The 12,012-nt window shown below is 61.1% G+C and carries 10 protein-coding genes and 2 pseudogenes; 6 read left to right on the top strand and 6 right to left on the bottom strand.

The features are described from left to right. Positions 1–316, top strand: a pseudogene (locus IRZ31_RS16325) (hypothetical protein); the annotation flags it as partial. Between the two features lie 349 nt (positions 317–665). On the opposite strand, the gene IRZ31_RS16320 reads toward IRZ31_RS16325, so the two are convergent. After that, positions 666–953, bottom strand: a complete 288-nt coding sequence (locus tag IRZ31_RS16320) for a hypothetical protein (RefSeq protein ID WP_297155536.1) — start codon at positions 951–953, stop codon at positions 666–668. Here IRZ31_RS16320 and IRZ31_RS16315 point away from each other — a divergent pair. From IRZ31_RS16315 to IRZ31_RS16300, 4 genes and pseudogenes are all read left to right on the top strand, one after another. Next, entirely contained in the window at positions 942–2,273 is a 1,332-nt protein-coding gene (locus IRZ31_RS16315; RefSeq protein WP_297155534.1) for an AMP-binding protein, read from the top strand. The two genes, IRZ31_RS16320 and IRZ31_RS16315, sit on opposite strands and share 12 nt — an antisense overlap. 148 nt (positions 2,274–2,421) lie before the next feature. Continuing rightward, positions 2,422–2,697 carry an acyl-CoA thioesterase gene (locus IRZ31_RS16310; RefSeq protein ID WP_297155532.1) on the top strand — a complete coding sequence of 92 codons (276 nt, stop codon included), beginning with the start codon at positions 2,422–2,424 and terminating at the stop codon, positions 2,695–2,697. Between the two features lie 3 nt (positions 2,698–2,700). Continuing rightward, a pseudogene (locus tag IRZ31_RS16305) lies at positions 2,701–3,072 on the top strand (AMP-binding protein); the annotation flags it as partial. Then, the gene (locus IRZ31_RS16300) at positions 2,972–4,084 is read left to right on the top strand and encodes an aldehyde dehydrogenase family protein (protein WP_363325684.1); all 1,113 of its coding nucleotides are present in this window, start codon (positions 2,972–2,974) and stop codon (positions 4,082–4,084) included. The pseudogene IRZ31_RS16305 and the gene IRZ31_RS16300, both read left to right, overlap by 101 nt. A gap of 117 nt (positions 4,085–4,201) precedes the next feature. Here the strand turns inward: IRZ31_RS16300 and IRZ31_RS21465 are convergent, their stop codons facing one another. The 5 genes from IRZ31_RS21465 to IRZ31_RS16280 form a co-directional block, all read right to left on the bottom strand. Then, positions 4,202–4,399, bottom strand: coding sequence for a hypothetical protein (locus tag IRZ31_RS21465; protein ID WP_363325686.1), 198 nt, complete (start codon positions 4,397–4,399; stop codon positions 4,202–4,204). Positions 4,400–4,552: 153 nt separating this feature from the next. Continuing rightward, positions 4,553–4,969, bottom strand: coding sequence for a DUF998 domain-containing protein (locus tag IRZ31_RS16295; RefSeq protein ID WP_363325685.1), 417 nt, complete (start codon positions 4,967–4,969; stop codon positions 4,553–4,555). A 313-nt stretch (positions 4,970–5,282) separates the two neighbouring features. Beyond that, positions 5,283–6,701, bottom strand: coding sequence for a nitrate/sulfonate/bicarbonate ABC transporter ATP-binding protein (locus tag IRZ31_RS16290; RefSeq protein ID WP_297155526.1), 1,419 nt, complete (start codon positions 6,699–6,701; stop codon positions 5,283–5,285). 80 nt (positions 6,702–6,781) lie between these two features. Continuing rightward, complete coding sequence (locus IRZ31_RS16285; protein WP_297155524.1) at positions 6,782–8,581, bottom strand: ABC transporter permease subunit; 1,800 nt, start codon at positions 8,579–8,581, stop codon at positions 6,782–6,784. A 698-nt stretch (positions 8,582–9,279) separates the two neighbouring features. Next, positions 9,280–9,780, bottom strand: coding sequence for a hypothetical protein (locus IRZ31_RS16280; RefSeq protein WP_297155521.1), 501 nt, complete (start codon positions 9,778–9,780; stop codon positions 9,280–9,282). Positions 9,781–10,424: 644 nt separating this feature from the next. Here IRZ31_RS16280 and IRZ31_RS16275 point away from each other — a divergent pair. Continuing rightward, entirely contained in the window at positions 10,425–11,636 is a 1,212-nt protein-coding gene (locus IRZ31_RS16275; protein WP_297155519.1) for an MFS transporter, read from the top strand. The last annotated feature ends 376 nt before the right edge of the window (positions 11,637–12,012 follow it).

Below are 12,012 nucleotides of genomic sequence, written 5' to 3'. Positions count from 1 at the left end.
AACTGCTGCTTGTCAGCGCAAGCTCTCTGAAAAGCGTAATCTTCTCGCCAGCGAGGAACTGCGTCCAGAGTCCAAGGACATGCACGCCCATGTCTTGCAGGATGTCATCAAGCGGGTGAGCAAAGCCTTTCAAGCCTTCTTCCGACGCGTCAAGGCGAGTGAGAAGGCAGGCTATCCCCGCTGTCAGGGACGCGACCGCTATCACAGTATCACGTACCGAGAGTACGGCAATGGGGTGAGGCTGGATGGCGGTATCCTCTTCCTCTTATTACTCTCCGTTTCCATCGTCCTCTGGAGGGCGCACCCAAGACGGTAACGATGTCCAGAGAAGCCGATGGCTGGTCTGCGTACTTTTCCTGTGCCGACCTACCCACGACCCACGTAGCCCCTGCCACTTATAGACCAGGAAACGGGCAGCGATGTCGGGCTGAAGTCCTTCCTGGTGCTGGTTGAGAATCCTCGCCACGACCGCGCCGCCGAGAAAGCCTTTGAAGCAGGCCCAGTGTCGAGATACCCGAAGGAAAGATGGCAGCAGCCGAGGCTGCAAGGCCGTGAAGTTGCTTGTCAAACGGCTATTGCCGGCATAATCCTGCATGCCACGAGGCGGCATGCTGGCCTGATCCGGTTCAGTTAACCGAAAATGGGCAAACCGCGACCATTGCCCGCTAGGGATGCTGCTCACCTCCGTCCGCAGCTCCTGTCTGAGCAGCCTGCTCACGCAGGAGAAAACGCAGCAGCTTCCCACTGGGATTGCGTGGTAGCTTCTCAATAAAGACATACTGGCGTGGGCGCTTGAAAGCGGCCAGCGTCGGATGGTGCCGGCAATGCTGGTCCAGCTTCTCAGCAGTGAGCTGTGGATCGCGGCGCACAATGAAGGCCACTACTCGCTGCCCCCAATGTGGATCAGCTACCCCAACCACTCCAGCATCTTCCACGCCAGGATGGCTGAGCAACGCCTCCTCAACCTCTGCCGGATGAATGTTCTCAGCGCCGCTGATAATCATGTCATCAACCCGTCCCACAATGATGTTGATCGGGCGCGCGCGGCGGCACCCCACTTGCGGGCAGTGGTGGCCTGGCCTGAAGCCTCTGGGAGAGACCACGAGAGCTTTGAGCAACTGCTTGCAGCCCAGTCGGAGGAAGCGGAGACCTATCCCACCCAGCCGTTGGATGCCAGCGGCATCTATTACACTGGCGGCACCACGGGTCAGCCAAAGGGCTGCCTCCATACCCATGCTGCTGAAGTAGCGCTGGCGGATCTCAATAATCTGAGCCGTGCCGTCACTGCTGATGACGTCCTCTTCACGCATGCTCCCATCGGCCATGCCTTTGGCAATGGCGAGAAGATCAACTTCCCTCTGCGCGCCGGGGCCAGCGTCATCTATGCCGTGCGCCCTTCCGGTGAGCGGCTCTGGCAGCTTGCAGCTCAGTATGGGGCCACTATTATGGCCGGGGCGGCGACCATCTACCGCATCATGCTTCAGGTCTGTCCGACGCCGCGTGAGCGCTATCCGCAGCTGCGACTGCGCCAAGCCATCAGCTCCGGTGAGATTCTGGACCAGGCCACGTACGAGCGCTGGCAGCAAGCTCTGGGCTTCCCTGTCAGAAATACCGTTGGAATGACGCCGATCCGTCACCTGTTTATCGACTCCAATCTGCTCGGAGAGAAGGTGGCGCCCCACTTGTCGGTTGGACGGCCCATGCCGGGCTACGAGGCCCGCCTGGTGGACCCGGTGAGCGGCGAAACGCTGCTGGACCCTGAGCAGCCAGGGCGTCTGGCGATTCGCGGCCCCAGCGGCATCACCTACTGGGTGCATCGGCACACAGGTATTCTGGAGCGGGCCCGTCAGGATGTGCGCGAGGGCTGGAGTCTGCTTGACGATGCCTACGTCTGGGATCAAGAGGGCTGGCTCTGGTTCCATGCGCGTCTGGACGATATGATCGTGACTGGTGGCAGACAGGTGGCCCCGCGGGAGGTGGAGGACGTACTGACGCGCCATCCTGCCGTGGCGGAGGCTGCGGTGATTGGCCTGCCTGATCCGATCCGTGGTCAGGCTGTGACAGCAGTGGTAGTGCTGCGCCCGGGCCAGATGCCTTCTGAGGACCTCGCCCATGCCCTGCAGGACTTCTGCAAGGCTCAAATGGCGCTCTACAAATACCCGCGGTACATCGAATTTGTGCCTGAGCTGCCGAAAGATAACGTCGGCAAGCTGCAGCGACGGATCTTGCGTGAACGCCTGCAGCACCTGGCCGGAAAGGAGAGCCTCACGTGAAGCCCGAGACCCTCTGGCAGCCTCCACCGCGGGCCTTGAGCCTGCAGGTTCTCGTCTCGATGGCCGACGTCGATAACTATCAGATCCACTATCACTCGTATATCGCTGGATAGAACTTGCCCATCACCAGCTACTGCGTCATGCCGGCATGACGATCCGCGAGCTGCTGGCTCAAGGGGCGGCCACGCCCGCGGTCCATAGCGAGTGTGACTACTTCATACCAGTTCAGGTGGATGACACTCTCACGCTACTGGCCTGGATTGATTGTCCCGGCAAAACCAGTTATGCCACACGGTGCCTGTTTATGAACGCAGCAGAACAGGTTGTTGCTCAGGGCCAGGTGATCCATGTCTACATTGAGCACGGTCGCCCGGTTCCTCTGCCGGCCTGGCTATTGCGTCTCGCCTCTGATAAGGAGGCTTGAGTCATGAAGGAGCATTATCCCGCAAGGGCTACTGTCCCACAAGATTGGCTCGTCCCTCCCGAGCTGCAGCCTGATTTTTTCTGGGAGCGGGATGAGCAGACACGTTCCGAGCACAACGTTGGCCGTGAGTCGATCGATCACTGGTGTGAAAGGGGCTACGGGGAGAAACCTGCCGTCGTCTGGATGACGACGGGCGAGGTCGTCACCTTTCAAGAGCTGAAGGAGAAGAGCGATCGTCTGGCGGGGGCACTGATCGAGCTTGGGGTCGAGGTCGGTGACAGGCTGGCGCTGCGCTATAGCAGTCAGCCAGCAGCCATCATTGCCGCCGTGGCCGCCTGGAAAGCCGGTGCTGCGGTTGTGCCGATTCCAGCCTCAGCCGGTGGGCATCGTGACGGCCATCACAGCCTCAAATGCGCCGGGCATCCTCTTCGGGCGCAAGGTGGCCCAGGCGCTCGCTGCTGGCTGCACACTCATTGTGAAGCCGGCAGAGGAGGCGGCGCGGGTGACCCTGCTGCTTGCTCAGCTGCTGGAGGAGGTGGGGCTGCCTGCCGGAGCCGTCAACATCGTTATGGGAGATGCGCCAGCTATCGTTGAAACCCTTCTTGGCGATCCTCGCGTGACGATGGTGACCTTTACCGGCTCGGTCCAGGTCGGACGTGAGGTGATGCGTCTGGCTGCCGCGGGGCCGAAGCGCGTCGTGCTGGAGCTGGGAGGTGTTGCCCCCTTTATTGTTTTCGCTGATGCCGATCTGCACGCCGCTGTCGAGGGACTGGTCGCCGCCAAATTCCGCCACGCCGGCCAGATCTGCGCCAGTCCCCAGCGGATCTTTGTGGAGGAGCGGGTGGCCGAACCTTTCAAGGCGCTCCTGGTTGAGCGACTGGCGCGTGTCAAGGTGGGCGATCCGCGGGATGAGGCTACCGAGTATGGCCCTCTCCAGCATCAGCGCAACCTGCAGAAGATGCAGCGCCTGCTAGAGGATGCGCTGACCCGGGGGGCCCGTGTCGTCACTGGGGGCCACAGCCCTGGTGGCCTGCTCTTTGCTCCCACCCTGTTGGAGGGCGTCACCGACGAGATGGCCATTGCCCGCGAGGAGGCTTTTGGGCCGCTGATTGCCCTGGCCACGTTCCGCGACGAGGCCGAAGTCATCGAGCGTAGCAACACGGCAGCCTATGGGCTGGGGGCCTATGTCTATACCCGCGATCTGGCCCGCGCCTGGCGTCTGGCCGAGGCTCTGGAAGTGGGCATTGTGGGGGTGAACGATCCCTTTCCGGCCACGATTGAGGGACCCTTTGGCGGAGTCAAGCAATCTGGCTTTGGCCTTGAAGGGGGCCGTTACGGCGTTGAGGAATTCTTGCTGAAAAAGCAAGTCTCTTTCTCACTCGCCTGAGCCTTGAAGGGTCATTCCTGGCGACTGGTGCGGGAGAAGGGGCGTAGCTCAACGGGCGAGCGAGCGACAGTGCTCTCGTTCGCCCTCCAGGTGCTCGCGGCCCTGCTGCGCCAGCCATTAGCTCAAATCTGAACTTATCTCGTCATACACGGTCGCTGTCCCTTTAAACCGATAGCCTTTGCGCGCGACCGAGTCAACGACGTTGATTTCGAGAGCCGGGCGTTCGTTCAGATTGGCGATAGTGCCAGGCGAGCAAATATCTGCCAAGATCAGGTGGGTGTCGTCCCATACGGCGATTGTCCCTTTGGGCGACAGGTTGGGGAGCCGTCGGGGCAGACGGGGGCGACAAACACCAGCCGCTGTTCTTCTACGACGCGTTTCTCATCTCCTCGGTGAGGCGCACTGTGCGTGCTCGCTGCATCGGGTATCCTCCTGAGAGAGCTGACCTCTTTTCTCAGAAAGACATTTTTACGCGTAAAACTGCATCAATCTCTTTCCGGCCCATAAAGGAATGAGCAACACAGTTCCCCAGATGGTGTCAGCGTTGGTTGCCAGACGCTCGAAGAGGCCAGCGTATCCAGCAAACGCGCTGTGGGGATTGTTCTGGGCGAGAACGAAAAAAGGCATAAACACCATCGGCAGAAGACCGCACGCCAGCGAAAATGCCGCCCAACTGCGCAAGTGTGGAGTTTTCCAGAGGCGCCAGGCAATGACCAGTAAGCCCAGGCACATGGCCTGTACAACCAGGATCGTGAAGCTCAGATGAAGCGTGCCACCAAGGGTCGAGGGACCCGCCCCAGCTGGCGCCTCTGGAGGATAGCCATAGCCTGGATCTTGCGAGAAGATTGCAATAGCTACCAATCCCACTCCTTCGATACCACGGATGATGGGATAAAGAGTCGCACAGACGCCACCTCAGGAGATGGACAGGCGGCCCTCCCTGGAGTGAGGATCAACACCGCCCGCGCCCGAATCGGCTGCACGTAGAGGCCAGGGAATGTCTAGCATCCCAGCAGGATGCACGGCTGCTGATGATCGCCTCCACAACAGTGGAAGGCGCTTCCATATCCTGGCCTGGCTGGATCACCTGATAGTGATAGCCCACGACAGCGAGGCCCTTGTCAACGTATCGCTGCTGCGTCCGCGCTGGTGCGATCTCCATTCCAGGAAGGACTGCCAAAGGAAAGAAGAAAGGAAATCAGCGAATGTTGCTCCGCCGTGTCTCGCCAGCGGCCTCGGTGGGCTGCTCCGCCGTCTCCTCGTCCGTTTCCAGCGCAAACACCCCTGCCTCTTCCTGGTAGGTAAAGATCTCTGCGTAGCGGCCCCAGTCAATGATCGTCTGCAGCTGCGCCTCCGCTTCCCCCTCGCTGAAATGCTCGCGCAGGCGTTCGAGATAACGCTCCTCGTCTACTCGATGACCCGGTGCGGCGGCCAGGTCCTCGGCAATGCGGCGCAGCAGGGCGATGCGTGCCAGCGCCTGCTGGCGAAAGAGCCGCTTCTCCTCCTGCACGTCCGCCTCAGCGAGCTGGCGCCCCACTGCTGTCAGCACCAGATCTCCCTCCTCCGGGCGTGCCAGCTGGAGCAGATCCGCGGCATCCACCAGCGGAAGCAGCTCATCCAGCTCCAGCTGAAGCTCGCGCCCTAGCTCTGCCAGATCGGCCCGCCCACCTCGTGCCTGGACCAGCTCCAGCAAGCCGATCATATCGGCTGGGGCGACATGGGGCAACGTTTGGTAGGGGCGCGTGGGACGCGGTTGCCCCCGCTGCACCAGGGCAGGCTCCTCAGCAGCGAGCAGCGCCGCTCCATCCTCGTCCGGACTCGTCATGAGTCGATAGAGCAGGTCGACCAGATGAGTATAGGCAGGGCTGTGTGGCTCCCGCTGCCCGCGAGGCAGCCCCTGGACCTCCGCGCGAAGATGCCCGGGGTCGGCCCCCAGGATCAGCAGTCGATCGGCCATACTGACGGCCTCATCGATATTGTGGGTGACCAGTAGCATGGCGCGGGTGGGAATCTTCGCCTGGTACCAGAGCTGCAGCAGCTCGCGGCGCAGATTGGCCGCCGTGAGCACATCGAGCGCGCTGAAAGGCTCATCCAGCAGGAGCAGCTCCGGCTCGACCGCCAGCGCTCGTGCGAACCCCACGCGCTGGCGCATGCCACCAGACAGCTCTTTGGGATAGGCTTCCTCGAACCCATCCAATCCAATCATATCGATAATGGCCAAGGCGCGCTTCAAGCGCTGCAGACGAGGCAGCCCCAGCGCCTCCAGGCCCAGCGCAACATTCTGGAGCACGGTCAGCCAGGGGAAGAGGGCAAAGCTCTGGAAGACCAGTGCGCATGAGGGAGTAGGGCCTCGCAGCAGCTGGCCATGAACACGCACCTCCCCTTGAGTGGGGCGGATCAAGCCCGCGAGAATACGCAACAAGGTCGACTTCCCTGAGCCGGAAGGTCCCAACAGGGCCACCAGCTCACCGGCGCGGATCTGCAACGACACCTCTTCTAGCACGACTGGGGCGTGTCCGCTCCGTCCCTGCTCCCCACGTCCTTGATAGAGATGGGTGATCCGCTGAGCCTCCAGGATCACGGCCCCGTCTGCCTCGCTTGTCTGTCTCTGAGTCATCGTCTTCCTCCTTTCATCAGGCCCCACTGAGGAAGGGCCTTCCCTGGTGAAGCGCCTGGTGTTCCCAGGCACGGATGAATCTACGCCAGGCGATAGCGCCGTTCGGCCAGGTGATAGAGGCGCCTCCACACGAGCCGGTTGAGCAGGACAACCAGCGCTGCCATGAGCAGCGTTCCCGCCAACAGCACGGGATAGTTCCCGGCCCCAGCTGCCGCCGCGATCTCGGCCCCCAGCCCGAAGGTGCGAAGCGTTTCCCCGTGAAACTGCACCAGCTCCGAGACAATGCTGGCGTTCCAGGCGCCGCCACTGGCCGTCAGCAGCCCGGTGACCAGGTACGGGAAGATGGCGGGCAGGATCAGGGTGCGCCAGCGGCGCCAGCCCGTCACCCCGAAGAGGGCCGCAGCCTCCAGCAGCTCACGAGGGATGGCCATCGCCCCGGCAATGACATTGAAGAGGACATACCACTGGGTTCCCAGCAGCATGAGCAGGATCGCCGCCAGCGAGAGGCTGCCGGGTAATGCCATCAACAGGACCAGCAGCGCTGGAAAGAGTGCGGTGGCAGGGATGGAGGCGACGATCTGGACCAGCGGCTGCAAGCGGCGCGACCAGCGAGGCGAGAGGCCAATCGCTACCCCAACGGGCACTGTCCACAGGGTGCCAAGGGCCAGGGCCGCCAGTGTGCGGAGCCAGGTGACCCCGGCGGCGAGCACGAGACGGCCCCAGGTGGCAGGAGGCACCTGGACCAGCAGCTGCCCTCCCTGCCAGCAGACCCAGAGGGCCAGTAGCCCGAGCAGGCCCAGGATCAGCAGGGCGCCCCCTCGCCGCAGCCAGGACCGAGGCCGCTCGTGGTGAGCAGGCTGCAAGCCAGGCAGCAGCGCCGAGGTTCCCGCCGGCTGCGGCTGCAGGCGGTTGAGCAGCTGAGCCACTGCCTCCCAGAAGGGCTGTCCCACATGCTGCCGTAGCCAGTGCAGTGCCGGCGAGGCCCGCAGCAGATCGAGCACCAGCGAACGCGGCGGCGCTGCTTCGGCCTGCTCTTCCAGCGTAAAGCGCTCAGCCCAGGCGACCAGGGGACGCCAGAGACAGACGTCGAGCAGGACAATCAGACCGATCAAGGTGAGCAGCCCAAGGGTCAGTGCCCAGGGGTCGCCCCGGTCGGCAGCGAGCTGGAGATAGGAGCCGAGGCCGGGCAGCCGGAAGGAACGATCCCCCAGCGAAAATTGCTCGGAGGCCATCAGGAAGAACCAGCCACCGGCCCAGCTCATCATGCTGTTCCAGACCAGGCCAATGGTGGCAGCAGCAAGTTCCAGCTTCAAGAAGCGCTGCCAGGGTCGTAACCGCAGCAAACGACAGACATCAACCAGATCACGGGGCAGTGTCAGCACAGAATGGTAGAAGCTAAAGGTCATATTCCAGGCCTGGCTGGTAAAGATCAGCAGGATACTGGCCAATTCCAGCCCGAGATTGCTCCGTGGAAACGCTGCTACCAGAGCCAGCACCACCGCCGGTAAGAAGGAGAGAATGGGAATACTTTGAAGCAGATCAAGCAATGGAATCAGAACGCGCTCGGCCTGACGGTTGGTTGCGGCCACGTGGCCGTAGAGCAAGGTGAAGAGCAGCGCCAGCCCATAAGCCAGGAGCATCCGCAGCAGGGAGTAACCGGCATAGAGTGGCAGCGCCAGCGGTGAGAGCGAGATGGCAACCACCGGTGTCAGGGGAGCGGCCCAACGTGAGGCGGCCAGCACAAGCCAGGCGCACAACAGAAAGAGAAAGCTCCCTCCCAGGATCAGATCCCGTAGCCAGAGCCAGCGATAAACGGCTGACCCGGATAGGCCGCGCCGGCTCTCCCGCTGCTGCGGGAAGACGTGAAGCTTGCGAGCCATGATGTCTCTCCTGTGCCTGGTGAGATAGGCCAGGACGATCATGCCCATCACTGGATGGCCAGGGTGCACAGCTGGCGTGAGCACAAGAGGGCCTCCACGGGCGCAAGCATAGCGCATCGGCAGCAGCCATGACGTTGTACTGCCGGGCCGGGTGCCCCTTGAGCGAGGGCAAAGCAACCGACTGTTGTCAGGCAGACAGAGACAGGCTGCACATGGTAGCGCCTGACCCTGGTGAGCCTGCAACGCTTCGGAGAGGGACAGAAAAGCTGACAGCCGAGTCAGCGCTCGCGCGAGAAGAGAGGGAGAAGGTGAGGAGCAACACTAAGGGAAAGGTTCCGAGGGGGAGTCATGCGCAGATGTCCTGCTTCAGTCAGGCTCCCACCCCCTGTTCCCGTCAGCGCTCACCCCTTCCCAGCGCAGGAAAGTCCCTCGCCGTGGCGGTGGCTCCGAGCATCTACTCGCCGGTTCCATAGATGGTCACGATCCTCCTGGGCTTGGGTCCAGTGTGGCGGCTCCTGACTGACTCCCTGCCCGAGGGTAGTCTGCCTGTCGGGAGTTCCCTGGGGCTATCACACCAGGCCCACGCTTGAAACTAGACAATCTCTACAAAGGATTATATGACTGCCGGAGGAAAACGGTCAAGGGTTTGGCCTGGCTGCGGACCCGAGGTGCGCCGGAGAATCCCTTGCGTATTTGCTTTACAGGATGGTCACCGCCGATCCCTGCAGCGAATGGTCCAGCAGGGCCTCTGGGATGGAGTCGGGCGCCAGGAAAGCACAGAAGTGTGGCAGGGCAACCGCCTCCGGGTGGCGCTCCCGTACCCGCGAGCAGGAGAGGTCCCAGGTGGTAGCCACGGGTGTAGGGTGCTCGCTGCCCAGGGGGTCCCGATGCCCGCCGCGCAGGAGCACTGGAGTGAGCCAAATCTCGCCAGCGCCGTGTCGCTGCCGGACCTGCAGCCGCTCGCGGTAATCCTGCTTGGAGGCCAGGTAGTCAGGTGTGAGTAAGAGGAGAACGACCGAGGCGCGGGCCAGCCCCTGGTCGACATCACAGCCAGGGGAGAGCAGGTCGTCATGACAGAGCGAGATCATCCCCTGCTGTTCGAGCGGCTTGAGAGCGGCCAGCACGCGCGTGAACCAGGAGCGGTGAGCGATGGATCTGAGCCAGGAACAGAACACAAGGAGCGACCCTGTTGTCTCCATGAGATTCCCTCTAGTATCTCACACAGCAGCTATCAGGTATGGAGGGGGATCAATGATTTGTTTATCTCTAAATTTATCAATCTGACAATATATATGAAGACAATGGCAAAGCAAGACAAGCAAGTAATATGAGCAGATGAAAATAAATTATAAATAGATTATAGATGTATACTGGCGTAACGATGCTCATGATGATCTGGACTGCCACGTTCCACATTACTTCATACAGCCTGGGTGGCATCGTCAAATTCGGTTATACTGTGGATTATGGACCAAGCGGCGGCGATAGTACCAGCACGCCTGTCTTCGCAGCTGGGGCGTCCAGGCAAATCGTCTTCTTCACCTGGAGCGAAGCATTGCCTGCCGATCATATCTTGCCCGAGCCGGGTGAGGTGATCGTCTCCAGCCTGAACGTGGACCTCGCTGCTGCTTGGACTGAGCGGCCTTGCTAACTAAGGCGATCGTGTGGGCTGAGGAGGGCACTAGAAGCGCTCATCGCCCGCATCCGCTGTTTCTATTCTGGGAGGCACCAGTCGGGTGGGAACCACCCATCCCGCTGGTTGGTGTGAACGCATCTAGCTCTTAAGAGAGACGTGTCCGAGTGCGTGGCACGCCTCTCCTCAGTACAAGGACTGGTCGCAGGAATGCAGATATTTCGGGCATTGTCTCACCGTTCTTTTGCCCTGTTGTGGAGTGGGCAAACCATTTCGCGTTTGGGCGATAGTCTCTACACGGTGGCATTGGCCTGGTGGGTGCTGCAGAAAACCGGCTCTGCGGCGGCAATGGGTGGTGTTCTGACCTGTGCTACATTGCCCATGATCCTGTGCCTCCTCTTTGGAGGAGTCGCCGTGGATCGCCTCCCACGCATCCGTCTGATGCTTGTCTCTGATCTGCTTCGTGGGAGTGTGATGATCGTGATTGCCTTCCTAGCTTTTCAGCAGTGGCTTGAACTCTGGCACATTTTTATCTTGAGCATCCTCTTTGGAATGGTCGATGCGTTCTTCTATCCAGCTTATCGAGCCATTATCCCCGACCTGGTGCCTCCTGAGCTGCTTCCGTCCTCGAACTCGCTAGGAAGCCTCAGCTCCCAGGTGTCACAGTTCGTTGGTCCAGCCATCGCGGCAGGGATTATTGCGTTGGGAGGAACCTGGCTTGCTTTCGCACTGGAAGGGATCTCCTTCGCCTTTTCGGCGCTCTGCCTGGTAGCTCTTCCTCAGACGCCGGCGTTGCGCAACCCGGCTGAGAAAGAGGAGGGGGTGCTGCAGGAGGTCGTCAAAGGAATCTTCACTGTACTGCACCATCCCTGGCTGTGGCTGACGCTGATCATTGCCAGCGTGAGCACTATTTTTCTGGTCGGCCCCCTGGAGGCAGCACTGCCCTTGCTGATACGTCAACGCTTTGGCGATCAGGTGGGTATCCTGGCGCTGCTTACCTCTCTCTCCTCACTTGGCTCCATCGGGGGCGCATTCTCGCTGGGGCAATTCAAGCGCCTGCGGAGACGCGGGCTACTTACCTATGGCGCATGGCTGCTCGCGAGCCTGATGCTCCTGCTGGCGGGCTTACCTCTGCCCGTATGGGGGCTGGGCTTAGCGTTCTTGGTGCAGGGTGCCTCATTTGAGATCTTAGGGCTGGCCTGGGTGAACACCCTGCAAGAACTGGTTCCTGCTCATCTGTTGGGGCGTGTCTCCAGCATCGATTACCTGGTTTCGTCCGCTCTCCTCCCTATCGGTTATGGGCTGGCGGGCCTCGCCGCTGATCGCTTCGGGGCTCCCCTGATCTTCCTACTGGGTGGCGCTCTGGCAGCGAGCATCATTGCATTGGGGTTACTGCACCCTGCGATTCGTCGAGTAGATTAGGGTGCTTTTCCCCCCATTCCAGGAATGGCATTGCCTAACTTGGCAGACAAGAGTACCACGCTCGCTCTCTAGGCAGGAGCTGCCGAAGCACTAGGCTCTCTCGCTGCTTCTTTTGCCTCATGTACCCGACCTGGATGCCAGGGGAGCTGCTGATCGGCAGCGCAGACCTGGCACGCGTCGCGTGAGCGAGGATGATTTCTTCGCGATCGTTCGTTTCCAGTCAGACTTCAATCCCAGACGGGCAGATCCACTGATTCAGACAGCACCCCAATAGGGTACATGATTTGTAAAGAGAAGCTTTCAATCCCAGACGGACAGATCCACTGATTCAGACTTGGGTGGAGTACAGAGGAGCTGGAGCGATACTGGACTTTCA

This window comes from Thermogemmatispora sp., assembly GCF_019683635.1.
Taxonomy (GTDB): domain Bacteria; phylum Chloroflexota; class Ktedonobacteria; order Ktedonobacterales; family Ktedonobacteraceae; genus Thermogemmatispora.
Note: the sequence above shows the minus strand (reverse complement) of the source record. Positions and strands in the feature narration are given on the sequence as shown.

Bases quoted from the DNA above. Each gene is read 5' to 3' on its own strand.
- IRZ31_RS16315 (WP_297155534.1), top strand. From the start codon at position 942: ATGGCTGAGCAACGCCTCCTCAACCTCTGCCGGATGAATGTTCTCAGC.
- IRZ31_RS16290 (WP_297155526.1), bottom strand. From the start codon at position 6,701: ATGACTCAGAGACAGACAAGCGAGGCAGACGGGGCCGTGATCCTGGAG.
- IRZ31_RS16310 (WP_297155532.1), top strand. From the start codon at position 2,422: ATGACGATCCGCGAGCTGCTGGCTCAAGGGGCGGCCACGCCCGCGGTC.
- IRZ31_RS16280 (WP_297155521.1), bottom strand. From the start codon at position 9,780: ATGGAGACAACAGGGTCGCTCCTTGTGTTCTGTTCCTGGCTCAGATCC.
- IRZ31_RS16285 (WP_297155524.1), bottom strand. From the start codon at position 8,581: ATGGCTCGCAAGCTTCACGTCTTCCCGCAGCAGCGGGAGAGCCGGCGC.
- IRZ31_RS16275 (WP_297155519.1), top strand. From the start codon at position 10,425: ATGCAGATATTTCGGGCATTGTCTCACCGTTCTTTTGCCCTGTTGTGG.